Source organism: Paraburkholderia sediminicola, from assembly GCF_046026855.1.
GTDB classification, from domain to species: domain Bacteria; phylum Pseudomonadota; class Gammaproteobacteria; order Burkholderiales; family Burkholderiaceae; genus Paraburkholderia; species Paraburkholderia sediminicola_A.
This window is the reverse complement of sequence record NZ_JAQQET010000033.1, coordinates 47,919-74,916: the sequence shown is the minus strand read 5'-3', so window position 1 is coordinate 74,916 and position 26,998 is coordinate 47,919. Positions and strand designations below refer to the sequence as shown.

Annotated in this window: 25 protein-coding genes; 8 read left to right on the top strand and 17 right to left on the bottom strand. The window is 62.4% G+C overall.

Features of this window, described 5'->3' with window-relative positions; translation table 11 throughout:
• Nucleotides 1-91: 91 nt before the first annotated feature.
• Nucleotides 92-2,431, bottom strand: coding sequence for an NADP-dependent malic enzyme (locus PQR40_RS29890; RefSeq protein WP_408231339.1), 2,340 nt, complete (start codon nucleotides 2,429-2,431; stop codon nucleotides 92-94).
• Nucleotides 2,432-2,638: 207 nt separating this feature from the next.
• On the opposite strand from PQR40_RS29890, the gene thiL reads away from it, so the two are divergent.
• The 4 genes from thiL (at nucleotide 2,639) to PQR40_RS29870 (ending at nucleotide 5,308) form a co-directional block, all read left to right on the top strand.
• Entirely contained in the window at nucleotides 2,639-3,637 is a 999-nt protein-coding gene (thiL, locus tag PQR40_RS29885; protein WP_408231336.1) for a thiamine-phosphate kinase, read from the top strand.
• Nucleotides 3,627-4,199, top strand: coding sequence for a phosphatidylglycerophosphatase A family protein (locus PQR40_RS29880; RefSeq protein ID WP_408231334.1), 573 nt, complete (start codon nucleotides 3,627-3,629; stop codon nucleotides 4,197-4,199). The genes thiL and PQR40_RS29880 overlap by 11 nt, the downstream gene beginning before the upstream one ends.
• Nucleotides 4,200-4,272: 73 nt before the next feature.
• The gene (locus tag PQR40_RS29875) at nucleotides 4,273-4,773 is read left to right on the top strand and encodes a CinA family protein (RefSeq protein ID WP_408231331.1); all 501 of its coding nucleotides are present in this window, start codon (nucleotides 4,273-4,275) and stop codon (nucleotides 4,771-4,773) included.
• A 22-nt stretch (nucleotides 4,774-4,795) separates the two neighbouring features.
• Nucleotides 4,796-5,308, top strand: a complete 513-nt coding sequence (locus PQR40_RS29870; protein ID WP_408510476.1) for a cupin domain-containing protein — start codon at nucleotides 4,796-4,798, stop codon at nucleotides 5,306-5,308.
• Between the two features lie 28 nt (nucleotides 5,309-5,336).
• On the opposite strand, the gene pyrF is transcribed toward PQR40_RS29870, so the two are convergent.
• The 16 genes from pyrF to mpl all read right to left on the bottom strand — a co-directional run bounded on the left by pyrF (nucleotide 5,337) and on the right by mpl (nucleotide 24,268).
• Complete coding sequence (gene pyrF, locus PQR40_RS29865; RefSeq protein ID WP_408339440.1) at nucleotides 5,337-6,152, bottom strand: orotidine-5'-phosphate decarboxylase; 816 nt, start codon at nucleotides 6,150-6,152, stop codon at nucleotides 5,337-5,339.
• A 122-nt stretch (nucleotides 6,153-6,274) separates the two neighbouring features.
• Nucleotides 6,275-7,327 carry an aldose 1-epimerase gene (locus tag PQR40_RS29860; protein WP_408231322.1) on the bottom strand — a complete coding sequence of 351 codons (1,053 nt, stop codon included), beginning with the start codon at nucleotides 7,325-7,327 and terminating at the stop codon, nucleotides 6,275-6,277.
• A 222-nt stretch (nucleotides 7,328-7,549) separates the two neighbouring features.
• On the bottom strand, nucleotides 7,550-8,527 hold the full coding sequence (locus tag PQR40_RS29855; protein WP_408510475.1) for an SMP-30/gluconolactonase/LRE family protein: 978 nt from the start codon (nucleotides 8,525-8,527) through the stop codon (nucleotides 7,550-7,552).
• Entirely contained in the window at nucleotides 8,524-9,324 is an 801-nt protein-coding gene (locus PQR40_RS29850; RefSeq protein WP_408510474.1) for an SDR family NAD(P)-dependent oxidoreductase, read from the bottom strand. The genes PQR40_RS29855 and PQR40_RS29850 overlap by 4 nt, the downstream gene beginning before the upstream one ends.
• A 52-nt stretch (nucleotides 9,325-9,376) precedes the next feature.
• Complete coding sequence (gene araH, locus PQR40_RS29845) at nucleotides 9,377-10,393, bottom strand: L-arabinose ABC transporter permease AraH (RefSeq protein WP_054034524.1); 1,017 nt, start codon at nucleotides 10,391-10,393, stop codon at nucleotides 9,377-9,379.
• 54 nt (nucleotides 10,394-10,447) lie between these two features.
• Nucleotides 10,448-11,989: an L-arabinose ABC transporter ATP-binding protein AraG gene (gene araG, locus PQR40_RS29840; RefSeq protein ID WP_408510473.1), complete on the bottom strand. Its 1,542-nt coding sequence runs from the start codon at nucleotides 11,987-11,989 to the stop codon at nucleotides 10,448-10,450.
• A gap of 184 nt (nucleotides 11,990-12,173) precedes the next feature.
• A complete protein-coding gene (locus PQR40_RS29835; RefSeq protein WP_120289501.1) occupies nucleotides 12,174-13,172 on the bottom strand; it encodes an arabinose ABC transporter substrate-binding protein in 999 nt (332 codons plus the stop codon).
• 210 nt (nucleotides 13,173-13,382) lie between these two features.
• The gene (locus tag PQR40_RS29830) at nucleotides 13,383-14,159 is read right to left on the bottom strand and encodes an SDR family oxidoreductase (protein ID WP_408510472.1); all 777 of its coding nucleotides are present in this window, start codon (nucleotides 14,157-14,159) and stop codon (nucleotides 13,383-13,385) included.
• Complete coding sequence (locus PQR40_RS29825) at nucleotides 14,156-14,836, bottom strand: 2-dehydro-3-deoxy-6-phosphogalactonate aldolase (protein WP_408218573.1); 681 nt, start codon at nucleotides 14,834-14,836, stop codon at nucleotides 14,156-14,158. Before PQR40_RS29825 ends, PQR40_RS29830 begins: the two co-directional genes overlap by 4 nt.
• A gap of 36 nt (nucleotides 14,837-14,872) precedes the next feature.
• A complete protein-coding gene (locus PQR40_RS29820) occupies nucleotides 14,873-15,934 on the bottom strand; it encodes a 2-dehydro-3-deoxygalactonokinase (RefSeq protein WP_408510471.1) in 1,062 nt (353 codons plus the stop codon).
• The gene (locus tag PQR40_RS29815; RefSeq protein WP_408510469.1) at nucleotides 15,931-16,908 is read right to left on the bottom strand and encodes an IclR family transcriptional regulator; all 978 of its coding nucleotides are present in this window, start codon (nucleotides 16,906-16,908) and stop codon (nucleotides 15,931-15,933) included. Before PQR40_RS29815 ends, PQR40_RS29820 begins: the two co-directional genes overlap by 4 nt.
• 1,446 nt (nucleotides 16,909-18,354) lie before the next feature.
• Nucleotides 18,355-19,077, bottom strand: a complete 723-nt coding sequence (gene mtgA / locus PQR40_RS29810) for a monofunctional biosynthetic peptidoglycan transglycosylase (protein ID WP_408231301.1) — start codon at nucleotides 19,075-19,077, stop codon at nucleotides 18,355-18,357.
• Nucleotides 19,078-19,126: 49 nt separating this feature from the next.
• A complete protein-coding gene (gene aroE / locus PQR40_RS29805) occupies nucleotides 19,127-19,990 on the bottom strand; it encodes a shikimate dehydrogenase (protein ID WP_408510468.1) in 864 nt (287 codons plus the stop codon).
• Nucleotides 19,987-22,101, bottom strand: a complete 2,115-nt coding sequence (locus PQR40_RS29800) for a ribonuclease catalytic domain-containing protein (RefSeq protein WP_408510467.1) — start codon at nucleotides 22,099-22,101, stop codon at nucleotides 19,987-19,989. The genes aroE and PQR40_RS29800 overlap by 4 nt, the downstream gene beginning before the upstream one ends.
• 173 nt (nucleotides 22,102-22,274) lie before the next feature.
• On the bottom strand, nucleotides 22,275-22,877 hold the full coding sequence (locus tag PQR40_RS29795; RefSeq protein WP_408231292.1) for a YqiA/YcfP family alpha/beta fold hydrolase: 603 nt from the start codon (nucleotides 22,875-22,877) through the stop codon (nucleotides 22,275-22,277).
• Nucleotides 22,874-24,268 carry a UDP-N-acetylmuramate:L-alanyl-gamma-D-glutamyl-meso-diaminopimelate ligase gene (mpl, locus tag PQR40_RS29790; RefSeq protein ID WP_408510466.1) on the bottom strand — a complete coding sequence of 465 codons (1,395 nt, stop codon included), beginning with the start codon at nucleotides 24,266-24,268 and terminating at the stop codon, nucleotides 22,874-22,876. Before mpl ends, PQR40_RS29795 begins: the two co-directional genes overlap by 4 nt.
• A 212-nt stretch (nucleotides 24,269-24,480) precedes the next feature.
• Here mpl and PQR40_RS29785 point away from each other — a divergent pair, with 212 nt between their 5' ends.
• The 4 genes from PQR40_RS29785 (at nucleotide 24,481) to accB (ending at nucleotide 26,891) form a co-directional block, all read left to right on the top strand.
• Nucleotides 24,481-25,134, top strand: a complete 654-nt coding sequence (locus PQR40_RS29785) for a UDP-N-acetylmuramate--alanine ligase (protein WP_408510465.1) — start codon at nucleotides 24,481-24,483, stop codon at nucleotides 25,132-25,134.
• Nucleotides 25,135-25,145: 11 nt separating this feature from the next.
• Nucleotides 25,146-25,694 carry a TlpA family protein disulfide reductase gene (locus PQR40_RS29780; RefSeq protein WP_408231283.1) on the top strand — a complete coding sequence of 183 codons (549 nt, stop codon included), beginning with the start codon at nucleotides 25,146-25,148 and terminating at the stop codon, nucleotides 25,692-25,694.
• Between the two features lie 194 nt (nucleotides 25,695-25,888).
• The gene (gene aroQ / locus PQR40_RS29775; RefSeq protein ID WP_408231280.1) at nucleotides 25,889-26,344 is read left to right on the top strand and encodes a type II 3-dehydroquinate dehydratase; all 456 of its coding nucleotides are present in this window, start codon (nucleotides 25,889-25,891) and stop codon (nucleotides 26,342-26,344) included.
• 76 nt (nucleotides 26,345-26,420) lie between these two features.
• The gene (accB, locus tag PQR40_RS29770; RefSeq protein WP_408231277.1) at nucleotides 26,421-26,891 is read left to right on the top strand and encodes an acetyl-CoA carboxylase biotin carboxyl carrier protein; all 471 of its coding nucleotides are present in this window, start codon (nucleotides 26,421-26,423) and stop codon (nucleotides 26,889-26,891) included.
• The last annotated feature ends 107 nt before the right edge of the window (nucleotides 26,892-26,998 follow it).

The following is a 26,998-nucleotide window of genomic DNA, read 5'->3' as shown; positions in this document are numbered from 1 at the left end:
TGTTCACCCGCAGGCGTGCCCGTTGCAGGCACGCCTTTTTTTTGCATGGCGCCCAGTCAGGCGGCGCCGTACTTCAGTTTCGAATCAAGAATCAGCGGGCCGCGATCACGTCGGCAACCAGCAGCGCCGTCATGTTGACGATACGGCGAACCGTGGCCGAAGCCGTCAGCACGTGCACCGGCTTGGCCGCGCCGAGCAGCATCGGGCCAATCGCGATGTTGTTGCCCGCAGCGGTCTTCAGCAGGTTGTACGAGATGTTGGCCGCGTCGATGTTCGGCAGCACCAGCAGGTTCGCGTCACCTTCGAGCGTCGAGTCGGGCAGCACTTCGCGGCGCAGATTCGCGTCGAGCGCGAGGTCGCCGTGCATTTCGCCGTCCACTTGCAGTTCCGGCGCGCGCTCGCGCAGGATCGCCAGCGTGTCGCGCATTTTCTGCGCGGTCGGCGCATTGCTCGAGCCGAAGTTCGAATGCGACACCAGGGCGACCTTCGGTTCGATACCGAAACGGCGCACTTCTTCGGCTGCCATGATCGTGATCTCGGCCAGTTGCTCCGGCGTCGGATCGACGTTCACGTGCGTATCGACCAGGAAAATCTGACGGTTCGGCAACACCAGCGCATTCATCGCCGCATAGACCTTCGCGCCGGCCTTCTTGCCGATCACCTGATCGATGAAGTGCAGGTGGCGATGCGTGGTGGACACCGTGCCGCAGATCATGCCGTCCGCCTCGCCCTTCTCCACCATCATCGCGCCGATCAGCGTGGTGCGGCGGCGCATTTCGAGCTTCGCCATCTGCTCGGTGATGCCCTTGCGGGACATCATCTTGTGATATTCCTGCCAGAAGTCGCGGTAACGCTCGTCATGGTCGGTATTCACGACCGTGTAGTCCTGCCCCGGGACCAGACGCAGACCGTAACGCGCGATGCGCTGCTCGATCACCGCCGGACGGCCGATCAGGATCGGCTTCGCGAGCTTTTCGTCGACGATGATCTGCATGGCGCGCAGCACGCGCTCTTCTTCGCCTTCCGCGAACACGATGCGCTTCTTCTCCGGTTCGACGCCACGCGCCAACTGGAAAATGGGCTTCATAGTCGTGCCGCTGTGATACACGAACTGCTGCAGATGCTGTTCGTACGCTTCCATGTCCTCGATCGGACGCTCGGCGACACCCGAATCCATCGCCGCCTTCGCCACCGCCGGCGCGACCTTGACGATCAGACGCGGATCAAACGGCTTCGGAATCAGATATTCCGGACCAAACGACAGGTCCTGGATACCGTACGCAGTCGCGACGATATCGCTCTGCTCCTGGCGTGCCAGTTCGGCGATCGCATTGACCGCCGCGATTTCCATTTCACGTGTCACTGTCGTCGCGCCCGTATCCAGCGCGCCGCGGAACAGGAACGGGAACACCAGCACGTTGTTCACCTGGTTCGGGTAGTCGGTGCGGCCCGTGCAAAGCACGGCGTCCGGACGCACTTCGAGCGCCAGTTCCGGCAGAATTTCCGGGGTGGGGTTGGCCAAAGCCAGAATCAGCGGCTTGTCAGCCATCTGCTTGACCATGTCCTGCTTCAGCACGCCGCCGGCCGAGAGACCGAGGAAAATATCCGCCCCGCCGATCGCCTCGGCGAGCGTGCGAGCGTCGGTTTCGCGTGCGAAGCGTTCCTTGTCCGGGTCCATCAGTTCGACGCGGCCCTTGTAGACCACGCCGGCCAGGTCGGTGACGGTGATGTTTTCGAGCGGCAGGCCGATGTCGACCAGCAGATCCAGACAGGCCAGCGCTGCCGCGCCCGCACCGGACGACACCAGCTTGACCTTCTTGATGTCCTTGCCGACCACCTTCAACCCATTGGTGATGGCCGCCGCGACGACAATCGCCGTGCCGTGCTGGTCGTCGTGGAAAACCGGAATCTTCATGCGCTTGCGGCATTCGCGTTCGACGATGAAGCAGTCCGGCGCCTTGATGTCTTCAAGATTGATACCGCCGAAGGTCGGTTCCAGCGCGCAGATCACCTCGACCAGCTTGTGCGGATCGGACTCGTTCAGCTCGATATCGAACACGTCGATACCGGCGAACTTCTTGAACAGGACGGCCTTGCCTTCCATGACCGGCTTCGAGGCGAGCGGCCCGATGTTGCCGAGACCCAGTACCGCGGTGCCGTTCGTGACGACACCGACCAGGTTGCTGCGCGCGGTGAAACGGGCGGCGTTCAGCGGGTTTTCGACGATTTCCTCGCACGCGAACGCGACGCCCGGCGAGTACGCCAACGCGAGGTCGCGCTGGTTGATCATCTGCTTGGTCGGGGCGATTGCGATCTTCCCGGGGGTCGGGAACTCGTGATAATCGAGGGCGGCTTCGCGGAGTTTGCTATTGGCGGGAGTCGTCATAAGGCGGGCTTCGAAGTGCGGATTAGAATAGATGTTCGACGGCATTGTAGCCCCAATTGCCGGCTCAATTCCTTCAATACGGGTACAACTGCCGGGACTGAAACATAGCGAAAGGACGACGACGTCTGCTTCGGGTTGCCCACGAATTAAATCGGAGTTGAGTGCCAATCGAGTGTTTACCCGTGTGCACGTCCATACAATGCACACCGTTAGCGGCTTTTCATTGCACTTAACCGTTCACTCACCGCCACCATGCTCTCCGAGTTTTCGCTGATCGATCGCTTCTTCGCCCGCCGCGCAACTGCTGCGGCGTCCCGTGCCGCCGAAGGCACGCTCGGTATCGGCGACGACTGCGCCCTGCTTGCGCCGCGTCCGGGCGAAATGCTGGCGATATCGACGGACATGCTGGTAGAAGGCCGCCACTTCTTTCCCGATGTCGATCCCGAGGCACTCGGTCATAAAGCACTCGCGGTCAACCTGTCGGATCTCGCCGCAATGGGCGCAGAGCCGCAGGCGTTCACGCTGGCGTTTTCCTTGCCAAAGGCCGATGAAGCATGGCTCGCCGCCTTCAGCGAGGGCCTTTTCGCGCTGGCTGAGCGCTACGGCTGCGATCTGATCGGCGGCGATACGACAGGCGGCCCATTGAACTTGTGTATCACTGTGTTCGGCAGCGTGCGGCCACACGTTGCGCTCCGCCGTGACGCCGCGCAGCCGGGCGACGACATCTGGATCTCCGGCACGCTCGGCGACGCGCGCGCCGGTCTCGGCGTCCAACGCGGCGAGTGGTCTGCCGATGCCAGCGACGTTGCGACATTTCGTCGCGCCCTAGAACGCCCGGAGCCACGTGTCTTCCTCGGTCTCGCGTTGCGGGGCATCGCGCATGCAGCGCTCGATCTGTCGGACGGTCTCGCCGGCGACCTGATGCACATCCTGGAACGCTCGAACGTGCACGCCACGGTCGACGTCGACGCCGTGCCACGTTCGGCCGCACTGCGCCGCCTGCCGCCGGAGATCCAGCAGCGCTGCACGCTAGCCGGCGGGGACGACTACGAACTGTGCTTCACCGCGCCGGTTGCAGCACGCACCAAGGTCGAAGCAGCCGGCCGCGAGACAGCGATATCGGTCACCCGCATCGGTACAATAAGCGCTCTTCAAACGGCGGCCGACCGCCCGGCGATTGGCTGGCGCGATGCCGCCGGCACGCCTCTCACTCTGACGTTGCAAGGTTTCGACCATTTCCATGCAGACTGATCCCCCGCTGGTTCCCGCCGACGATCTCATCGGCAACCCTCAGCCCAACGCGTCCGGCCCTCGCCCGCCGCGTCCTCAGCCGCGCCGCGCGACTGCGCGTTTCATGCTGTCGCATCCGCTGCACGTTCTGTCGCTGGGTTTTGGCAGCGGTCTGTCGCCGATTGCGCCGGGCACGATCGGCACGCTGTTCGCATGGGCATCGTTCGCCGTCCTGAGTCGTTATCTCACCGTGATCGAGTGGGGCGTGCTGATCGTCGCCGGTTTTTTTGGCGGCATTGCGATTTGCGGCTTTACCGCGAAGAAGCTGGGCACCGACGATCCGTCGCCGGTCGTCTGGGACGAAATCATCGCGTTCTGGCTGGTGCTGCTGATGGTCACGCCGGTCACGCTGACCGGGCAACTGTGGGCGTTCATCGTGTTCCGCTTCTTCGACATGGTGAAGCCGCCGCCGATCGGCTATTTCGACCGCCGGCTGAAAGGTGGCTTTGGCATCATGTTCGATGACCTGGTCGCCGCCTTTTTCACGCTGCTCGTGATTGCGCTCTGGCGCATGTCGGTTTAACCGTTGGCCGGTGCCGGTCGGCCGCAGCCCGCCGGTACCTCCGCAGCAGTTCCCCGTTTTCCGGATTGACGCCATGCCTACCGATTCCGTGGTTCACCAGCTCGCGATTCGCGTGAGCAACCGCCTGCGCGACGAGCGCCTGATGCTCGTCACCGCCGAATCCTGCACAGGCGGCATGGTGGCGACCGCGATCACCGATATTTCCGGCAGCAGCGGCTGGTTCGAGCGCGGCTTCGTCACGTATTCGAATCAGGCAAAGTCCGAAATGATCGGCGTGCCGGCCGACCTGATCGAAAAGCACGGCGCGGTCAGCGAACCAGTAGCGCGCGCGATGGCCGAGGGCGCGCTGCGCAACAGTCGTGCGCAGGTGTCGCTGTCGATTACCGGCGTCGCCGGCCCGGGCGGCGGCACTGACACCAAGCCTGTCGGCATGGTGTCGTTCGGCTGGAGCAATCGGCTGCATACGTCGGTGGAAACCAAGGTTTTCAAGGGCGACCGCGAGAAGATCCGCGTGCAGGCCGCCGCGCACGCGCTGCGCGGCATGCTGGCCCTGCTCGACGAGCGCGAACATTAACTTCCCTGAGGCGCCGCCCACGATGCCTGCTTCGCACCTGGCCAAAGACGAATTGATCCGCCGCTTCGATCTGAAGCCGCATCCGGAAGGTGGATTTTTCAGCGAGACATATCGGTCCGCGGAATCCGTACGTCGCGATGACGGTTCGCCGCAGACGCGCTCCGCCTCCACCGCGATTTACTACCTGCTCTGTGACGCCGCACATTCGGCGTGGCATCGGATCAAGTCCGACGAGGTCTGGCATTTTTATGCCGGCGAGCCGTTGAACGTTCACGTACTCGACGAAGCGGGGTCGCTAATTACGCACAAGCTGGGCAATGCGCTGTCACATTCGGACGCCGTGTTCCAGGCGGTAGTGCCTGCGGGTCTCTGGTTTGCAGCGGAATGCGCAGACCCGGCGACGTTTGCACTGGTGGGCTGCACGGTGGCGCCGGGTTTCGAATTCAGCGAGTTTGAGCTGGCGGATGTCGAGGCGCTGAAGGCATGGCATCCGCAGCATGCGGCTTTGATTGCGCGGCTGGGGCCGACACCTTAACGGTAGCCGTCTTCACCACGACCCGCCATCACCGAAACGCATTGATCCGGTCACGCGTTTCCATCGCCGCTTTCGCCGCAGCCTCAGCGAAATCGTCGTCCTTGCCGGCGTAGATAATCGCCCGCGACGAGTTGATCAGCATGCCCGTGCCGTTCGCCGTGCGACCGGCGTTGACCGTTGCCTGAACGTCACCGCCCTGAGCGCCGATGCCCGGAATCAGCAGCGGCATATCGCCGACGATTCCACGCACCACTTCGATTTCCTTCGGGAAGGTCGCACCGACCACGAGGCCCAGTTGGCCGCTCGCGTTCCACTTGTCCGCCGCCAGTTGCGCGACGACCTGATACAGCGGACGCCCGCCCGTCTCCAGAAACTGCAGATCCGAGCCGCCCGCGTTTGAGGTCCGGCACAACACGATCACGCCCTTGCCCTCGTGCTCCAGATACGGCTCGATCGAATCGAAACCCATATACGGATTCACCGTCACCGCATCCGCCTGATAGCGCTCGAACGCCTCGCGTGCGTACTGCTCGGCGGTGCTGCCGATATCGCCGCGCTTCGCATCCAGAATCACGGGCAGGCCGGGGTGATTCGCATGAATGTGCGCGATCAGCTGCTCGAGTTGGTCTTCCGCGCGATGGGCGGCGAAGTAAGCAATCTGCGGCTTGAACGACGACGCATACGGTGCGACCGCGTCGACGATGGTGCGGCAGAAGTCGAAAATCGCCTCGGGACGCCCCGCGAGCGCGCCCGGAAATTTGCTGGGCTCGGGATCGAGGCCGACGCACAGCAGCGAGTTCGTGCGCTGCCAGGCGTCGTTGAGTGTCTGGATGAAATTGGACATGGTGTGTCTCGCGGCGAGCCGATAACGGAAGAGGCGCGTATTTTACCCGTCCTGTGCGGCAAGCCGCGGCGACGTGTCATGCCGGCGCGGGCCGGGACGTGCGCCCCGGCCCCCGGCCTCTGCTACTGCCGCCGCCGCGACCCACGCGCACCCGGCATCGCGCGCAAACCCGTGCGCTCGATCGTGAAGCGGAACGTACGCGTCAGGCGCTCACCGCGTCCCAGCATCGTCATACCGTTCTCGCACGCGCCGCCGGCCAGATTCATCGCGTTGATCGGATGATCGACCGGCTCGAAGCAGAAGAAATCTTCACCCGGTGGCGTGTACAACACGTAATAGTCGGTGTCGGCGGCGATGTTCAGCGACAGGCGCCGTTTCGGCCACACCACCGCCGCCTGACCGCTCCAGCCCGTGAATGCGTGATTGACGATGGCTTCCGGCAGCGGATACGCCACGCCGAATTGCCATGCGGGTGGCGCCGGCACGTGACGCACCGGCAGCCAGTTATCGCCGGAGAGCCACAGGCCGCCGGCGGCTGCCGACAGTTCGGTATCCGCGTCACGCACGAAAAACGGGTGGACGCCCAGCCCGAAAGGCAGCGCCTCGCGGCCGGCGTTCTCGATTTCCAGCGTAATGGTGAGCGTGGGGCCGTCCAGCGTATAGGTTTGCGACGCGCGGAATGCGTAGGGTTTGCCGTCGTGGCGATCGAGCGTCAGACGGACATTTTCGCGGGCCGATTCGGCGACCTGCCAGGCGGAGAGCCACCCGTCACCATGAATCGGAAAGGGTTCGTCGGTGCGATTTTGCGGTACATCGACCCGCCGTCCCGCTACATTGAAATGACCTCCGCCGATCCGGTTCGAATACGGCAGCAGCGGATAGCAGGCGAGCTGGTTCGGCTCGGTATCTGTTGAAACATGACGGCAACGCCGGAAGATCGGCGTGAGCGCGCCGTCGTTGCGCCAGTCGAAACGGGTGACGCCGCCGCCGAGCGTCGGCGCGACGTCGAGGCGCAAATGCGCGTTGGCAAGCGTGATGCACGCAAGCTCGCCGCCGCTCGTCTCACCGACCGCAACCGCCGACGTACTGGGGCCCGGAAGCACCGGATTGGCCGCTGCGTTGAGACGCGCGCGTCGGGACTGAGAAGAAGCAGAAACAAGATTCGCAACAGTCATATCTGGCTCCATCGAGAGGCGTGGGACGTTGCCGTCATTGCTGACGGATGCTATTGGGCGATTTTTTTGCACCGGTCGCCTCTGGGTCCGAACTGCATGCTGCCGATTTGCTGCCAGTTTTGCTGGCATTGGGTTTGCGATATCAACTGCTGATTCACTTTCAAAGTCACTGCTCGACTACACTCCGCTGCTGCCTCGAAACTGAGGCCAAGTCATTCTGCGCTATACGGGCGAGCCTTGGAACACCGGCTCCGGCAAACCTCGTCGCCCGGGCGTTGCAATGAACACGCCGCCCGCACGGGAATCGCCCGCGAGCGCAGCGGCATCGAGATCGATGCGTGCGCTCGTGATGTACAACGTACCGAGTTGCGCACGCCCCGGAGGAAGTCCCCTTGGGGAGCGCCGCGAAAGAGACACCCGTGTAGGGCCGCCGAACGCAACACAACTCGGCTGCGCGGTCGGCACGTCGACGCGCTCGGTTTCCACGCCGTCGGGGCCATACCGCACCACTCGCCTGCCTCCCCATTGCGCGTTCCACACACCACCGTCGCGGTCGACGGTCGAGCCGTCGGGCACGCCGGTGGCGTCTGTCAATTTCGTGAAGACGCGGTCGTTGGCAATGCTGCCGTTCGCGCGATAGTCGCAGACGCGGATTTCACGCGTCGGCGAATCGCAGTAGTACATCGTCGCGCCATCAGGGCTGAACGCAATGCCGTTCGAAATCGCCGGTGCGGGTAGCGGCAAACGTTCCAGCGACAAATCATGGTTCAGCCGATAAAACCCGCCGACCGCTTGCAACGGCGAGCCTTCGTCTTTGGTACCAAACACAAAACGCCCCTGACGATCGCAGCGTCCGTCGTTCACGCGCGTGTTCAAGCCGGGTTCGACGTCGACGATATGTTGCGTTTCGCCGGTTGCCAGATCGAAGAACGCCAGATGCGTCGCCAACCCGAGCAGCAGGTAGTGCGGATCGGCGCACAGCGCGAACGTGGCAAGACGCTCCGGCATGCGCCAGAACGTGCTGCGGCCGTCGCTCGGGTCATAGCGCCACAATCGCGCGCCTTCGATATCGGTCCAGTAGAAGCGGCCGGTTTTCGCGCACCACGTCGCGCCTTCGCCGAGCGTGCATTTCGTGTCGAGCAGCAGCGCCGCACGAGGCGCAGGTGATCCTGCACGCACACCCTGCGCGCCCGCACTCACGCCCAGCCTCCGTCCACGACAATGTCCTGCGCGGTGATCATCCGGCTGTCGTCGGCGGCGAGGAACAGCGCCATGCGGGCGAGATCGGCGGGTTGCAATTCAGCGTCGATGCACTGCCCTTCCTTGATCGAGCGACGGCCCGCGTCGTCAAGCCACAAACGCTTCTGCTTTTCCGTCATCACCCAGCCCGGCACCAGCGTATTGACGCGGATGTTGAAATGACCGAGGTCGCGCGCGAGGCCGCGCGTCAAGCCTTGCACCGCCGATTTCGACATCACGTACACCGGATAGCCACCGTTCTTCAACATCCAGCTGATCGAGCCGAGGTTGATGATCGAACCCGCATTAGCGGCTTTCATGTCCTCCATCACCGCCTGAGCCGCGAAAAACTGGTGACGGATGTTCACCGCGATGCCCGCGTCGAAAAACTCACGCGTCACGTCACCAATCGCATGGCGTTTGTCGTTCGCCGCGTTGTTCACCAGCACCTGAATCGGACCGAGCGCAGCCTTCACGTCGGCGATGGCTTTTTGCAGCGCGTCGACGTCGGTCAGATCACACGGCAGGAACAGCGGCTTGTGTTTCGAATCGCCGAGTTCATCGGCGAGCGCGTCACCCGCGGTCGCATCGATATCGAAGAACGCGACGCGCGCGCCCTGCGCCGCGAAATGCTCGACGAACGATGCGCCGATTCCAGTCGCGCCACCCGTAATCAACACGGTTCGATCGACGAGACTCGGATAGCGGGCAAACGCGTTATCCGCGAGACGGTCGTTTGCATTGGCCGGAGACGACATCGTTCGATTCCTTTTAGAGCAATATGAGTAGGTCGCGAATTGAGTCGCGGGTTTAGTCCCGCGAGCCGCGGTTCTTCAACTGGTCGAGCAGCACAGCGGCGAGCAGAATCGCGCCGCGCACCAGGTACTGATAGAACGCGTCGATGTTCATCAGGTTCATCACGTTCTCGACCGTACCCATGATCAGCACACCGATCACAACACCGGAGATCGTTGCGCGACCGCCGAGCAGCGACACGCCGCCCAACACGCAAGCCGAAATCACGTTCAGCTCGAAACCTTCCGCCGCATTCGGCTGGCCCGACGTAATCCGCGAAGCCAGAATCACACCGGCCAGCGCGGTGACTGCGCCCTGGATCAGGAAGATATAAACGCGCGTGCGTTCGACATTGATACCCGCAAGACGCGAGGCTTCCGGATTGCCGCCGATTGCCAGCGTATTACGGCCATACACGGTCTGATTGAGCATCACGCCGAATACGATGAAGCACAGCAGCGTGACCCAGATCGGCAGCGACACGCCGAAGAAGCTCAAACCGCCCAATGCGATAAACGTATCCGACGACACGCCCACGGCCTGCCCGTGCGAGACGATAAAGCCGAGACCGCGGACGATTTCCATCGTCGCGAGCGTCGTGATCAGTGCGTTGATGCGCAGGTAGGCAATCACCGCCCCGTTGACGAAGCCGATCACGGCCCCCGCCGCCACCGCAGCAATGATCGCGATGAACGTATTACCGGTCGCGTTCAGCACCATCGCGCACAGCACACCGGCGAACGCAACCGTCGAACCCACCGACAGGTCGAAATCGCGCGAGGCCAGACAGAACATCATCGTGCACGCGACCATGCCGATCTGCGAGATTGACAGCGCGAGACCGAGCATGTTCTCGATCGAGAAGAAGTGGTCGACCGTCAGCGACATTGTGATGAACATCACGATGAAGATCAGGATCAGGCTGTACTCGGTGATCTGCTGCCACCATTTCGCCTTGTCGTTGCCTTGCGGAATCAGCGCTTCGGCCGCACTTTTTGCGGCTTGTTGCGCGAGGTTTTCTCTGGCTTGCATTTTGAATACTCCTCCCGTTCCCCACGGGTTGCCGGACTTTCGTCCAGATAATGTTCAGGCCGCTTGCTCGGTGGCTGCGGTTTCGGTTCCGGGCAGTGCGGTCGAGCTTTGCGGCAACGCGAGGTTCAACACTGCTTGTTCCGTTGCTTCCTTGCGTGACAGTTCGCCGGAAATCCGGCCCTGACGCATCACGACAATCCGGTCGGACACGCCGAGCACTTCCGGCAATTCCGACGAAATCATGACGATCGCGCAGCCACGTTCGGCCAGCTGATAAATCACGTTATAGATCTCATGCTTCGCACCGACGTCGATTCCGCGCGTCGGTTCGTCGAGAATCACCACTTTCAGATCGGGCTCGGCCAGCCAGCGCGACAGAATCGCCTTCTGCTGGTTACCGCCCGACAGGAAGCGGATCTTCTGGCGGCGGCTCGGCGTCTTGATCTTCAGCAGCTTGATAAAACGGTCGGCGGTTTCCGCTTCTTTCTTGCGGTCGAGGAAGATCCCCGCGCGCAGATAGTGACGCCGGCAACTGATATTGATGTTCTCTGACACGGTCGCCATCGCGACGATGCCCTCTTCCTTGCGGTCTTCCGGGCACAGCACGATGCCGTGCCTGATCGCTTCGCCGGCGCTACGCACCTTGATCGGCTTGCCGTCGAGCACGATTTCGCCGCCCTTCTTGTGATCGGCGCCGTACACCAGATGCATCAGTTCGCTGCGGCCCGCGCCCACCAGACCGAAGAAGCCGACGATCTCGCCACGCCGCACTTCGAAACTGGCGGGCTGCGAAAGCGAATGGCCTTCGATCGCTCTCGCCGCGAAGCGCACTTCGCCCAGCGGACGCGCTGAATAGTTATAGATGTCGGCGATTTCACGTCCGACCATTTCGCTGACGATGGTGTCGCGCGACACGCCCTCGAGCGTCGGATGCGAGGCGATCTTGCGGCCGTCGCGAAAAATCGTGCAGGCGTCGCACAATTCATAGATCTCGTCCATACGGTGCGAGATGTAGATCATTGCGCGATTGTCGGCACGCAGATCGCGCACCAACTTGAACAGCACTTCGGTCTCGCGATGCGACAACGAGCTGGTCGGTTCATCAAGTGCGATCACGCGCGCGTTACGCAGCAGCGCCTTGCAGATTTCGACCATCTGCCGTTGCGCGATCGAGAGCTTTCTCAGCTTCGCGTTCGGATCGAGCGCCACACCCATCGCTTCAAGGCGTTCACGCACGAAACGCTTGGCTTCGCGCTTGTTGACCCAGCCGAGCGAGTTCGGCAACTGGCCGAGCAGCAGGTTTTCCGCGACCGTCAGATCGGGCACGTATTGCAGTTCCTGGTGAATCACCGCGATCCCCGCCGCGATCGACGATGCCGCGCTCGTAAAGCGCACCTCATTGCCGTCGATCATCACGCGACCGGAGTCGGGCTGATATTCACCGCCGAGAATCTTCAGCAGGGTCGATTTCCCTGCACCGTTTTCGCCCATCAGGCCGTGCACCTGCCCGACGTTGACGTCGAAGGACACACCGTCGAGCGCGCGCACGCCTGGAAAGACTTTGCCGATATTGTCAAAACGTAGCGTCGCTGACACTTCGCCTCCCTCTCATTGCTTCGTGTGAACCGTGCTTCTTTGCGTGCCACATGGGCACCAAGCGTGGTCTGTCTCAACTGCTCAACTTTTATTACTGCCGGTGATAGCTGCCGGTGCGCCCAATCCTTGGAGAAACGACGCACCAGCAGTTCACTTCATGTCACCGCGTACTCAATCAAGCCGCTTAATTTGCCGCGAGGCCCATCTTCTGACGCACATCGGCGACGTTGTCACGCGTGGCCAGCATGCCGGTTGTCAGCGTGAGCATCGGCGGTTCCTTGCCTTGCGTGATCCAGTCGTACATCAGCGTCGAAGTTTCTTCGCCGTGACGCTTCGGGCTGATGATGACCGTGCCGTAGAAGCCGGTCGGCGTCGGCTTCTTGAACTCGTTCAATGCCGAGTCCGAACCGCCGATGCCGATGCCGATCATGTTGTCCGCCTTGAAGCCGCGGCCTTCCGCTGCGCGCACCGCGCCGAGCACGCCTTCGTCGTTCAGCGCGTAAGCCACCCAGTGCTTGAACTGCGGGTTCTTGGTGAACGCGATGTTGGCTGCGTTGAAGGCGTTTTCCGTGTCGGTCTTCGCTTGCGGCGCTTCAATCACGTTGGCCTTCGGAAAACCGGCGGCGACGAGCGCGGCGGTTGCACCGGTGGTACGGTCAACGGCGGTAGGCAACTGGTTGTAGGTCACGTCGATTGCGCCCACATCTTTCATGTCCCAGCCACGCTTCTTGATTTCCGCAGCCAGGCCGTCGCCCACCTGCTTGCCGATGTTGTACGCCGAGATGCCCATATGCGGCACCGATGCGATCGGCTTGCCCGCGCCGTCGACGAGGCGGTCGTCGACCGTCATCATCTTCAGGCCGTCGGCCTTCGCCTTGGCGACAATGCCCGGTCCGAGCTTGACGTCAGGCGTGCAGATCACAAAGCCTTGCGCTTTCTGAGCCGACAGGTTGTCGATTGCGCTCATGACCTTCTCGCCCGACGGCGCGCCGATCTTCACCAGCGTAAAGCCCTTCTCCTTGGCGGCCATTTCCGCGAACTTCCATTCGTCCTGGAACCACGGTTCTTCCGGCTGCTTCACGAGGAAGCCGATCTTGACCGGATCCGCAGCTTGCGCGACCGGTGCATTGAAGAGCACACCCGTCGCCGCTGCTGCCAGCGTGAGGAAAATTCTTCGTTTCATAATGCGTGTCTCCTGACTAATTGATAACGAGAAGGTATCGGCCGCGTCTTCTTGTACCGGTTGTGACACACGCGGCCAGCGCGTCGTCCGGTGAAACTTTGGTGCTTTGTTTTTTGCCTGTTTTTACTGCCTGTTTGCTTCTTTTCCTGCTGCCTGTACTTTTACTGAAACTGCTGGTCCTGCTTCCTGTTGCTTGCCAGGCCGCTACGTTCAGTCGTGATACAGCACGGAGCGACCGCCATCCACAGTGATACAGGTGGCGTTGATGAACGGCGCTTCATCCGAGGCGAGAAACACTGCCGTCATCGCCACTTCTTCCGGGCGGCCGATGCGCTTCATCGGTTGCAGATCGAGCGTCGCCTGTTTCGCGGCCGCCGGATCGGCTTGTTCGTTCCACCAGTCGTGCGTCAATTGCGTTTCGATATACCCTGGCGCGATCGCGTTGACCCGCACGTTGCGCGGCGCGTATTCGATGCCAAGCGCGCGCGTCAGACCAATCACGCCATGTTTCGCGACCGGATACGGAAAGCACCCCGGAATGATCTTGAACGCATGCGTCGACGCGATATTCACGATGCTTCCCGCACCGCGTTCGACCATGCCCGGCAACACCGCGCGACACCCGTTCCATACACCGTCGAGATCGACCGCGAAGCAACGGCGCCAGTCGTCGTCGCTCATCGTCAGCGGATCGCAGAACACGTTGATACCCGCGTTGTTGACCAGCACGTCGAGCGCGCCGAACGCGTGTTCGGCCTCGCTCACCGCGCGCTGAACCGAAGCCGATTGCGTCACGTCCGTATGCACCGCCAGCGCGCGTCCACCGGTTTGCGCCCTGATCTGCTCCGCCGTCTGCTGCGCCGTTTCGATATCGAGTTCAGCCAGCACGACCGCCGCGCCTGCGCGCGCAAACGCGAGCGCGATCGCCGCACCGATGCCACGCCCGGCGCCGGTGATCAACGTGACTTTGCCGGCGAGCCGCTTCATTTCTTCGCGCCTGCGCGGGCGATACGCAACCCGTTGATGAACGCCTTCGCATGCGAGGCCGTCACAGCGACGCTCTGACCCGGTTTGTACAGCGCCGAGCCGAGGCCGAATCCATTGGCGCCGGCGCTGAGGAACGGGCCCATGTTGTCCGGCGTGATCCCGCCGACCGGCACCAGCGGCACTTCTGCCGCGATTACCGCGCGCCATGCCTTCACGACCTGGCAGCCGAGCTGTTCCGCGGGAAACATCTTCAGCACGTCAGCACCGTTTTTCAGCGCGATGAAGGCTTCGTTCGGCGTCGCCACGCCCGGCGCGCAGGCCATGCCTTGCGCTTTCGCGGCACCGACGACCTCCGGGTCGCTATGCGGCATCACGATCAGTTCGCCGCCCGCCGACTTCACGTCGTTAACGAAACTGGAATGCAATACTGTGCCCGCGCCGACGATCGCATCGGCCGGCAACGCTTTGCGGATCGCCGCGATGCTGTCGAACGGCCGCGGCGAATTCAACGGCACTTCGACGATGCGAAAACCGGCTTCGTAAAGCGCCTGGCCGTGCTCGGCGGCATCCGCGGGCGTCACACCGCGCATGATCGCGATCAGCGGACAGACCTCGAACGCCGCGATCAGACCCGCGTGCGGCATGTACGGGGCGGGTAGATTGATGTGAGGTTGCATCTTGGTTCCTTGTTTCGTAGGCGGCAGCGCTGCCGCTTAGCCGGCGTGCGCCGCTTGAGGCGTGGGATTGACGAGCCCTGCCTGGGTAGCGACGCGCCACAGACCACGCTCGGTGGCGTGCTTCACCAACTCAGCATGAGTGCAGCCGAATTGCGCAAGCGCCACGCGATAGCGTTCGCACAACGCTTCATTGCCGATCAGGCGCAAGTGCTGCCGCGCGAGCGAGTTTTGCTGTTGCGCGAGCACGGCTTCGAGACCGGCCAGTTCGTGCCCGATCAGCAAGCCCGACAGATAGTCCGGCTGCTGTTCGCGCGAGAGTTGTCCGGTAAGGCCGAGCGTACGGGCGCTGAATACGGTGGCCAGCATGCCCGCCTGACCTTTGTCGCGGGCGATGTTCACGCCGCGCAGAAATGCCTCGTTATCCGGACGATCCGGCGTGATCATCGTGCGGCCGAGGATGGTGTGTTCGCGCAATGCCGCGAACACTTCACCGGTCATGAAGGTATGAAAACGTTCGATGCGCCCCGCCTGCACAACGGCCCATTTCGCGTGGGTGCCAGGCAAGCCGATCAGCGTGCGCCTGCTGCTATCCACGGCACCCGTCTCCTGACCGAGTGCGCCGAAGATCTGGGTTTCCTCGCCGCGCATCACGTTCGGCAATTCGCCACGTTGCAGGACGCCCGGCACGATGTGCAGCGTCGCGCCGCACGCGGCTTTTACCCGGACGATGCCGGCCACCAGCGCATCTGCACTCGCCGGCGCGTCGACATACGGCGCTTCGACCCAGCCTTGCGCGCTGCCAACCATACCGGCAGCGATCACCGGCACGGTGGGCGCCTGCTCAAGCCAGGCGCCGCACGCGTCCTCGAAGGCGGCATCAAAGCCGCCGTGCTCGGCGCCAAGCGGCAAATTCATGATGCCGGCCGTCGAAGCCCGCGTCGCCAGCACCTCGCCGGCCGCGTCGTACAGATAAGCGCGCAGCGACGTCGTGCCCCAGTCAAGCGCAATGAGCGCTGCGCGCTGGAGGTTGGCGTCGGCGGTCGCGGCGGCATCATTCATCGGATTGCCCGCGTGCGTGTGAGAACCCGCTCGCTTCATCGTTTGATCCTGCGGGTTGCCGGTTGCGGGGCACGCCAGCCGAGTTCTTCCGAGATTGCGCGCGCTTCGCGCTGCACGACCGGAATCAGTTCATCCATGCGTTCGAGCGACATATACGGAATCGTGCTCGCCACCGACAGCGCAGCCACCACTGCACCTGATGCATCGCGCACCGGTGCCGCGACGCATCGGATCGACGCTTCGTTTTCTTCGAGGTCGAAGGTGTAGCCACCGGCGGCGTAGTTAGTCATACGCTGCATGAACGTCACCGCGTCCGGGCGGTTATCCGGCTTGAAACTGACACCGGCGAGCGCGCGCCGCGATGCTTCGAAGAGCGACTGCCATACGTCCGGCGCGAGGTCGAGCATCATGGCTTTGCCGATACCCGTCGACGCCAGTGGCATCCGATGACCGACGCGCGAACGCATTTCGAGGCCGCGGGTGCCGGGAATCTTGTCGATGTACAGCACGTCGTCGCCGTCGCGCACGCCGAGGTGGATCGTATCGAGTGTCTGTTCCGCGAGCGATTCGAGATGCTGACGAGCCACTGCGGTGAGCGGCATCTGTTCGAGCGCGATGGTGCCGAGTTCGATCAGCTTCGGGCCGAGCAGATAGCCGCCTTGCACCTGCCGCAGATAGCGCGCCTGCACGAGGCTGCTCACGAGCCGATGCGTCGTGCTGCGGGTCGTGCCAAGCGCGGCGCCGAAGGTGCGCAGATCGCGCACGCCGGCAGCGGCGGCTTCCAGAATCGCGAGGCCGCGCAGCAGCGTTTGCGTGCCGGCTTGTTGCGGCGTGATGTCGAGCAGCGTGCTCGGCAATGCGATTTCGTCAATCACGGCCGGTTGCGCGTTGGCGCGGTGTGCTTTAGCGGCGTTGGCGGCCGGCTGCGGCGCAGCGCTGGTCGCGTGATCGGCTTGGGGTGCCAGATCGACTTCGGACGCGCGGACGGCGTGAGTGGGCATCGCTTTGTTCATGGCGAGTTGCTTTTCGGTGGTTTTTTGCGCTTACAGCGCGGGGCCGGAGAGGAAGTCTGTTTTGCTCGCGGCACAGTGTGTGTTGCCGGTGGCACGAGCAGGCGGACGCTGCCTTTGGGTATTAGGCATGGTTTGACTTGTCTCCGGTTTTTTTCTGGCTGTCGCTGGTCGCGGCCAGTTTTTCTGGCTAGCGGTAGCGCGTTGGCTGGATTGTAGGTCGGTTTTTGAGAAAGCTCCAATATGTGAATGTTGAATTCATATAATGGGATTTCCCCTTGCCGAGGTGGTTTTGATTGCCCTACGGGCGGGTTTTGGCTGTGTTTTTTGGCGGAGATGTCTTTTGGTGAGTTGGTTGTCGTCGCGGCGCTTGTTTGTCTGTGTTTTTATGGCGTTGGCCTTTCCTTGAATTCTTATTGGTCTATTAGCGTCGCCCCTGTGCGGGGCGGGCACTTACGTCTCTTTGCCGCCGCAAAGAGACGTAAGCAAGAGAAAGCGGCTCAAACCGCTAATTCTTAAGCGGGTCCCCCGCACAGCCATGGTAGTGGTGCATCTGGAATCCGTGCCCTCGCACATTCAGCCGGAGTGACACAGCACTCATCAACTCCCACTCCGCACTGCGTGCGTCGCGGATGGGGCTGCCTGGGAAAGCAGGGGCTTTGGTTACGCGTGGTGGGGACCATCGGCTTTGCCTCGCCGAAGACAAGTCTGGAGAGAAACCCAAGGGCTTCGTTTGAAGGCCGTGAGAGCCATCGACGTCGCCTTAGCGAAGACGGGTGCGTGGGAAACCAGGGGCTTCGCTTTGAGGCATTGGAGATATCGGCTTCGCCTCGACGAGGACGAGTCTGCACGGGAAACCAGAGGCTTCAATTGAGCGCAGAGGGAAAACGCCGGCTTCGCCTCGGCGAGGTGCCGGAAGATATATATATTCGCGAACTGCCACTCGGCGCTCCGAGCACCGGCAAGTCGCGGTAGCGTATGCGGGCGTGAATTCGCACTTCGAATGAAGCGCTGACGCATTGCGGGAATGTTGGAGACACAACGACAAGCCGCGGCGTCGGGTGAAGACGTGCGCGAAAACGATCAGATGGTTCCAGGAGATACGCGTCGGCGCGCGCAGCGCCGCCGGAAGTATGACGCCCTTGTCACGAACGTCGAATGTGCGAGAACACAGATTCCAGATGCACCACGATCCCCTCCAAGCCAGGGGACCCGCTTAAGAACTAGCGGTGTGAGCCGCTTTCTCTTGCTTACTTCTCTTTGCGGCGGCAAAGAGAAGTAAGTGCCCGCCCCGCACAGGGGCGACGCTGATAAACCAATAACAATTCAAGGAAAGGCCAACGCCATAAAAACACAGACAAACAAGCGCCGAACACGCATCAGATCAAGAAAAACCCAACGCCGTAGGCAATCAAAAAAACACCCCCCGCCGAACAGGCAAAAAAAACCTTAATCCGGCAATTCCGCCGCCCCCATCCGCCGGGCAATCACGCGCGATCGCTGCGCAAGATACCCCGAGCCTCTGTGTTCGTCGAAATACTTAGGCTGCGGCAGCATCACCGCCAACCGGGCCGACTGCCCAGCCGTCAATTTAGCAGCGGACGTCTTGTAGTAATAATGTGCGGCCGCTTCAGCACCATAAACCCCATTCCCCCACTCAACGGAGTTGAGATAAATCTCAAAGATCCGCTGCTTGTCCATCAGCGTCTCGAGCATCCACGTGATGATCAATTCCTGACCCTTTCGGATATAACTCTTCTCCCGCGACAAAAACAGATTCCGCGCCAACTGCTGGGTAATCGTCGAACCGCCGCGGACAATCTTGCCCTTGGACTTATTCCGCTCCCACGCCTGCAAAATGGCATCCGTCTCGTAGCCATTGTTATTCACGAAATTCGCGTCTTCGGAAGCGATAATCGCCCGCTTCAGATTGTGTGAAATCTGCTCATACGGCACCCACGTATGCTGCACCGACAGATCGGGCCGATCCTCCGACAACTGCCACGCGTCCGACCGCATGAAAGCCGTCGACTGAGGATTCACGTAATTCCACACTGCGATCTGCGCGAAGTAAAACGCCTGCGTCGCAAGCCACGCGATCGCCACCACGGCACCCAGATAAAACATCCATCGCACCGGACCTGGCCGGCTCGCGCGCCGCGTTGCTGTCATCGTGGTCTCAGTCCCCGAGTCGGTGAGTTCCGGAAAGTAAAACAGCGGCCTAAGCGGGCGACGGCGCGGTCAACAGCGCTCGCAATTCGGTCAGCACCGGCGCGCCGTCGGGCCGCACACCTCGCCACACGTAAAACGATTCGGCCGCCTGCTCGACCAGCATGCCGAGACCGTCGGCGCCGCGCGCACCCAGCTTCTGCGCGTGTTCCATAAATACCGTTGGATGCGCGCCGTACATCATGTCGTAAGCGAGCGTCCCGCTGCCGAACGCACGGTCGTCGCACTCTGGCAACGAAGCATCCAGACTACCCGCCGTCGCGTTGACGATCACGTCGTACTCGCCCGCTTCGATCGCTCGCGCACTGCCGCCGGTCAGACGGCAAGCTGCGTCGGCCGCAGCTTGCGCAAACTGGTCGGCAAGCGCTTCGGCCTTCGCCGCCGTACGGTTGACGATCGTCAGCGTGTGCGGCGTGCGCTCCAGCATCGGCAACACAACGCCGCGCGCAGCGCCGCCCGCACCAAGCAGCAAAATCCGCGCACCCTTCAACGAAACGCCGAGATTCACTTCGATGTCTCGTACGAGACCGAAGCCATCCGTGTTGTCGCCATAGATACCGCTCGCGTCGAACCGCAGTGTGTTCACCGCGCCAGCCGCCGCCGCGCGCGGCGACAGGGTGCTAGCGAACGAGTGCGCGTCGAGCTTGAACGGCACCGTCACGTTCAACCCTCGGCCGCCCGCTTCGATAAAAGCGCGCACATGCGGCACGAATGCATCGACCGGCGCGAGCAGGTGGCCGTACTCGATCGGCTCGCCGGTCTGCGTGGCAAACCGACCATGAATGAACGGCGATTTGCTATGGCCGACCGGGTTGCCAATGACCGCGTAGCGGTCGCGTGGATCGCTAGCGCTCATCGCCCTGGCTCCGCCACATGCTGCTGATCGGCTGCCGCATCACTGGCGCCGTCGCGGTTTTCGGAGTCGCCCTGTTCAGTTGCACCGCCGTCGAGGTCCGCTTCGGCTTGCGCCTCAGCTTCGCCTTCGGCGCTTTCATCCGCCACCTCGATGATTTCCTCTTCACCCTCGTCGGCTTCTTCAGCTTCGCTGCCGCTCGTCACAGTCGGCGCGTCGAGCACGTGCAGCAGGCGCACGGACGCTTCGACGGTCAGCTCGTCGATCGACATCACTTCCATCTGCAAGCGCGTACCGCGTGCATGCACGCCGAGACCCGGCACATGCAGCAGCAGCGGAATCTCTTCAAGGCGCACAAGATCGCCCTTCACCACCGACGCGACCACCTGCTTACGATTCTCCTGCTTCAGCCACCGCAGGCACCAGAAGTACTCCATGCGGCGCTGGTGATCGGCATACGCGGTGTAGGTGTCGTCGAAACCTTGCACGACGGCGAACAGATCGGCGTCCTTGGGCTTGAACGGCGCGGCCAGTTTTGCGGTGACGCCATGCTGCACGCAGGCGAGCAATTGCCACTGGTTCACGAGGTCGACGTAACGGCGCAGCGGCGACGTGCTCCACGCGTATTGCGTGACGCCCAGGCCTTCGTGCGGCGCGGCGTTGGTCTGCATGCGGGTGCGTTTCGGGCCAGTCGGCGCGCCGAACGCACGTTGTGTACGGTAGATGCCCGGCACGCCGTGGTCGTGCAGGAATCCGCCCCACGACGAGTTGGCGAGAATCGCGAGCTCCGCGACGATCGTGTCGAGCGGCGACCCGCGCCGGCGCGGTGTAATCGTGATGTGCTCGTCTTCCACGTAGAAGTTGAAATCGGTATTGCGCTGCACTTCGCGGCGCAGGCCATAACCGGCGCGCGCGGTCTGACGCTTTTCGAACAGCGCCTGCGCGAACGGCCACAGCACGGCGATGTCTTCCTTGTGCGGATAATCGCCGGTACCGGCAGCGAGCGCTTCTTCGGTGACCAGTTCGTCCAGCGTGTTGTGGCGCAAATTGCTCTTCACGAACACGCGCTCGGCGCGCGTTTCGCTCGCCACGATTTCCTGCGTCTCGCGATTGATGATCACATACAGCGACAGAGCCGGCCGCAAGCCACCTTCAGCCAGCGTGAACGCTTCGACGACGCTATCCGGCAGCATCGTGATCTTGTCGCCCGGCATATAGACGGTCGACAAACGCGTGCGTGCGATCGCATCGACATCGTCGCCGCGTGCGATGCCGAGCGCCGGCGCGGCGATGTGCACGCCGATCCGCACACGGCCGTCGGCCAGATGCTCGACGGAGAACGCATCGTCGATTTCAGTCGTAGTGATATCGTCGATCGAAAATGCCTGCACATCGGCTTCCGGAAGATCTTCCGGCAACGCGCCAACCGTGACCGGCGGAAAGCCAGTGCCGTGCGGGAAAAATTCGGAGAGGAACTTCGCCTCGTGCAATGCGCGAGCCGACGGAATAGCGCCGCACTCCAGCATCAGCCGTGCCTGCGAGATGCCGCGCGCCGCTGCCGCGCCTTCGAGCGCCTTGTATTCGATCGTGTTCTTGTCGGGCCGGGTAAGCAAAGCCAGCGCCTTGCTCCCGCTGAAGCCTTCCGGCAGACGGCCTGCCTTCAGTTCGTCTTCGTAGCCGGCCTGCACCAGCGCCTGCTGGCGCTTGCGCTCCAGCCCGGCGAGGGCCATCTTGAGTTGCTCCTGCGGCGCGCGCTGGTACATGCCGCGGCCCTTGCGGCGAAAGTACACCGGCGAACTGTGCATGCGCAGCACCAGCGCCGCGCGCTCGATCGAACCAAACGATTCGCCGAAGTACTCAGCGCCAAGCGTGGCAAACGGAAATTCGTCATCCGGCGCGCATTCCCACAGGAAGTCCAGATCGATGTCCTGCGCGGCGGCGTCCGCCTGCTGCATCAACTCGCCGGCGGTCGGTTTTTCGAATTCGATCAGCACATCTTTCGCGCGCACCTTGGCGCGGCGGCCGCCCGGCAACTCGACCTGAAAAGCATCGCCCTGGCGCGACAGCACGCTGCCCGCCTTGAAACTGCCCGATTCCTCGAAGAAAACGTTCACTCAATACTCTCGTTCTGACTTGCATTTGCCGGCGTGCCCGATTGAGTTCAGCTATCGGTCACTGCGCGCGGCACGGCAACATGTTCGTGGTAGTGGATCCGCGGCGCGATACGCGCGCCAGCGGCATGAATCTGGTGATCCGCAACGGCCTCGCTGCAGGATCGTCGGGGCTCTCAGGCCGCTTCGCGCGGCGCCGGCGGCTCGACGTCTTCGGCATCGCAAAAGGCCAGCACCTCGTCGACGTATTGTGCGAATTCGCTGATCGCGTGGTCACTCCCTTCGATCAGCGTAGTGCGCGCGCCCGGATAGTGCGCAAGCATTTCACGGTAATCGAGCACTTCGTCGCCAGTGGCAGCCATTAAATAATAGCGTTCGGGGCGCGTGATCGACGCGACGCCGAGCGCGCGCAGCTCATCCAGATGATGCGGCTCGACCGTGATGCTGCCGCCACCGTGCCATAAGGGCTGCTCGCCGAGATAGGCGCTCAGGTCGCGTTGCGGCACGACTGCCGGGTTCAGCAGCACCGCCGGCCAGCCGTGTTTTTCGGCAAGATGGGTGGCGAAGTAACCGCCAAGCGAACTGCCGATCACCGTGATGTTGTCCGGTTTCGCGGCCTCGACCAGCGATTCGGCGAGCGCCACGGTCTCGAACGGCGAAACCGGCAGCATCGGGCAGCACCATTCATCACTGCGGCCGAGTTCGACGAGCCGTGCGGCCAGCACGCGTGCCTTGAACGAATTGGGTGACGAACGGAAACCGTGCAGATAAAGGATCACGAAGCGCCTCGCGCGGAAAGTGCGTCGAGCAGCTTCTGATGCACGCCGCCAAAGCCGCCGTTGCTCATCACCAGAATCTGGTCGCCGGGGCGCGCCGCGTGAACCACCGCTTTGACCAGCGCGTCGAGATTGTCGAAAGCCTGCGCTTTGCCACCGAGCGGCGCGAGCGCTTCGCCGAGATCCCAGCCAAGTGCGTCGCGGCCGGCCGGCGCGCCGTAGCCGAACACCAGGTCGGCGTCGGCGAGGCTGGCCGGCAATTGTGCTTTCATCACGCCGAGCTTCATCGTGTTCGAGCGCGGCTCCAGCACGGCAAGGATTCGCGTGTTTTCGCGGCCGACGCGGGCGCGCAGCCCGGCCACCGTGGTTTCGATCGCAGTGGGGTGATGGGCGAAATCGTCGTAGACGGTCACGCCGTCGACACTGCCGCGCACTTCCATGCGGCGCTTCACATTCCGGAAACTCGCCAGCGACTTCGCGGCTTGTGCCGGCGGCACGCCGACATGGCGCGCGGCGGCGATCGCGGCAAGCGCGTTCATGCGGTTGTGCTCGCCCTGCACCAGCCACTCGACGACACCCGCGCGCTCGCTGTCGTGATACACGGCGAAACGCTCGTCGACCGGCACGCTGTCTTCCGCCGGCAGGGTTTCCCAGCCGCCTTGTACGCCGAACCGCTCGACTTCGCTCCAGCAACCGCGCGTCAGCACGCGCTCCAGCGCGTCTTCACGACCGTTCGTGACGATTCGGCCAATGCCCGGCACCGTGCGGATCAGATGATGGAACTGCGTTTCGATCGCCGCCAGATCCGGGAAAATGTCGGCGTGATCGAACTCGAGATTGTTCAGGATCACGGTTTTCGGCCGGTAGTGAACGAACTTGGAACGCTTGTCGAAGAAGGCCGTGTCGTACTCGTCGGCCTCGATCACGAAAAAGCTGGAGTCGGTCAGCCGCGCCGACACGCCGAAATTCAGTGGCACGCCACCGATCAGGAAACCCGGATTGAGACCCGCATCTTCGAGCAGCCAGGTCAGCATCGAACTGGTGGTGGTCTTGCCGTGCGTGCCGGCCACCGCCAGCACCCACTTGCCGTTCAGCACGTGCTCGCCGAGCCATTGCGGACCGGAGACGTAAGGCAGGCCGCGATCGAGGATCGCTTCCATCAGCGGGTTGCCGCGCGTAACCACATTGCCGATCACGAACAGGTCGGCATTGAGGCCGTTCAACTGATCAGCGTCATAACCCTCGATCAGACGAATGCCTTGCGCCTCGAGCTGCGTGCTCATCGGCGGATAAACGCCGGCGTCGCAGCCCGTCACGGTGTGCCCCGCGCCGCGCGCGAGGACCGCGAGTCCGCCCATGAACGTGCCGCAGATACCGAGGATGTGGATGTGCATAAGCCTGTCGTGCCGCGCGGGCGTATTTTGCAAGGGATGGGAGTGCAAGGAAGCGGTCGAAACGACCGTCTGCAAAGGACGCTATTGTAACCGACGCCTCTGAATCACCCTATGAACGGGGCAGTCAAGGTAGCCGGGCACCTTGCCCGCGCAAAGCGGCCGCCGCGAACCGCCCAGAAAGGGCTGACATCAATCTCTAGTATGATTGAGAGATGGTTCGCAAATCACATTTCGATCCGCAGCGCGTGCGTGAGGAAATCGCCATCGCGGCTGCACGGATGATCGCTGAAGACGGTCTGGACTATGCAACGGCCAAGCGCAAAGCGGCACGGCAGGTAGTCGGCGAGAGCCGTGTTGCCGGCGAATGGCTGCCGGATAACGACCAGATCGAAGCAGAAATCCGTGAATATCAGTCGCTCTTCCAGGGCGACAGTCAGCCGGCGCTGTTGCGGCGGTTACGCCGCATTGCCATCGACTGGATGGAGCGGCTCGCGCCGTTCAATCCGTATCTGACCGGCGCGGTGCTCGGTGGCACAGCCGGCGAACACTCGGATATTCACCTTCAGGTGTTCTGCGACAACCCGAAAGAAGTCGCGATCTATTTTCTGAACGCCAACATTCAGTACGACGTTTCGGAGACGCGGCATTTTGCCGGTCGCGGCTACGTCGAGACGCTGAGCTTTCTCTGGCGCCCCACGAACGAAGGGCGCGATGGGGAGCCGGCCGGCATCCACGTCGCCCTGTACGAAACGGACGACTTGCGCGGCGCGGTCCGGGCCGATGCGCGCGGCCGCACCGCTCGCGCGAACCAGCAGGCGGTTCAGGCGCTGCTCGATAGTAGCGACGCCACCTCTTCAACTAATTAGACAGACCTGAAATGAATACGAGACGGATTCTGGCAGGCGCGCTTGTCGCGGTCGCCGCTGCGGGCGGCGGGGTGCTGGCCAATCATTTGCTGAATGGCAGCCCGGAAATTGCTCATGCGACAGAGCCCGCTTCCACGCAAAGCGCAGTCGAGCAGCTTTGGGCCGCACCGGTCACGAATGTCGACGGCAAGCCGCAATCGCTAAGTTTGCTTAAAGGCCACCCAATCGTCGTCAACTTCTGGGCGTCTTGGTGCGGACCGTGTGTCGAAGAGATGCCCGCTCTTTCGCAACTTCAGCGCGAATATGCAAAGAAAGGAATCCAGTTCGTCGGACTTGGCGTCGATTCGGACAAAAACGTTCAGGCGTTCCTGCAGAAGGTGAAAGTAGCCTACCCCGTCTATGTGACCGGGTTCGGCGGCGCCGACCTCGCACGCGCGTTCGGCAATACTGCCGGCGCCCTGCCCTTTACCGTCGTAATTGACGCAAAAGGCAACATCCGCTCGACAAAATTAGGGCAAATCGACCCACAAGCGCTGAGACAGACGCTCGATGCGCTCTAAATTTCACATTCTTTTGACGATCAGATAGAGGCAAAAGGCGCGAAATTGCGCGCAGATTGCTCAAATTTGAGAGAAGATGGGCGCCCGGAGAGGCGGCGAAAGGTCGCTGAGATCGTTCTGAACGCGCAGGAAACTAGACAAGTTTCTCTAATCAGCGCTAAAGTGCGCCCAATTCCACGGAAAAAGAAGCGACCATGACGCGACTGCTGGTACTGCACGGCCCCAACCTCAATCTTCTCGGCACCCGGGAACCCGAGGTCTACGGCCGCGTGACGTTGCCGCAGATCGATCAGGCGCTGGCGGACCGCGCAGCGGACGCAGGCGTCGAACTCGCGTCGTTCCAGAGCAATCATGAAGGCGCCCTGGTCGATCGCATCCAATCCGGCCGGACTGAAAAAACCGATTTCATACTGATCAATCCCGCCGCGTACACGCACACCAGCGTGGCTATTCGGGACGCACTGGCGGGGGTCGGCATCCCGTTCGTCGAGATTCATCTGTCGAACGTACATCGCCGCGAACCGTTCCGGCATCACTCGTATTTCTCCGACCAGGCAGAGGGCGTGATCTGCGGCCTTGGCTGGAAGGGGTACATGTACGCGCTCGAATTCGCGCTCGACCGGCTGTCCGCCGGCTCATCGCGCGGCTGATTCCAAACACGTCCAATTTAAGCCGGGTATTGCGATTGCACGCGCCGGCACTTTACGCATTGAAAGGGGCTTCCTGATGGATCTACGTAAACTGAAAACTCTGATCGACCTCGTCTCCGAGTCCGGCATTTCCGAACTCGAAGTGACTGAAGGCGAAGGCAAGGTCCGCATCGTCAAGAATGCGCCGCCGGTTTACGTGCAACCGTCTGCTTCCTACGCGCCGCAATACATGCAGCCGGCACCGATCGCGGGCGGCGAAGCGCCGGCCGCGGCAGCAGGCGTCCCGGCCACGCCGGCCGCCGCCGCGCCGCAAGGCCACGTGGTGACCTCGCCGATGGTCGGCACGTTCTACCTGGCGCCGTCGCCGGGCGCCGAGCCGTTCGTCCAGGTGGGCGACACGGTCAAGGAAGGCCAGACGATCTGCATCATCGAAGCCATGAAGCTGCTCAACGAAATCGAGTCGGACAAGTCCGGCGTGGTCAAAGAAATCCTCGTCGACAACGGTCAAGCGGTCGAGTACGGCCAACCGCTGTTCGTGGTCGGCTAACACGGCGCGCTTTGCGTTTGCCGCCCGCGCGCCTGCCCTCCCGGGGCGCGCGACCGATCCTCTAAGGCAGCCTGCGTTGTGATCAGCCCGGCGCCTATTGATGAGTC